The sequence below is a fragment of the Microbacterium sp. GbtcB4 genome, from assembly GCF_019091465.1.
Taxonomy (GTDB): domain Bacteria; phylum Actinomycetota; class Actinomycetes; order Actinomycetales; family Microbacteriaceae; genus Microbacterium; species Microbacterium paraoxydans.
This window is the reverse complement of sequence record NZ_JAGXJJ010000434.1, coordinates 1-242: the sequence shown is the minus strand read 5'-3', so window position 1 is coordinate 242 and position 242 is coordinate 1. Positions and strand designations below refer to the sequence as shown.

Sequence of the window (242 nt, the reverse complement as noted above, 5' to 3'; positions counted from 1 at the left end):
GGGCTGACGCCGCGGCCCTGCAGCTCGGATCCGGAGACGATCCCCGGCGTCGGCGCCGCCTCGTGGTCGGCCCGGGCTCCCGCCTGGCCGTCGCCGGCGGTGGCGCGCGCGGGCGCGGGTCCGGGGCTGCCGGCGGCGCCCTCGTCCGTCTCGACGCCCTCGCCGAACCCGCCCCGGAAGGGCGACACCAGGCGGGCGATCGCCGCCTCCGCGTCGGCCCCCCACCCCGGGGGCTCCGTCTC

Annotated in this window: 1 protein-coding gene; it reads right to left on the bottom strand. The window is 82.6% G+C overall.

All coding sequences use genetic code 11. The annotated features are described in order from the left end of the window. A partial coding sequence (locus KVS71_RS18380) for a hypothetical protein (RefSeq protein ID WP_217585256.1) occupies nt 1–242 on the bottom strand: 242 nt, incomplete at both ends.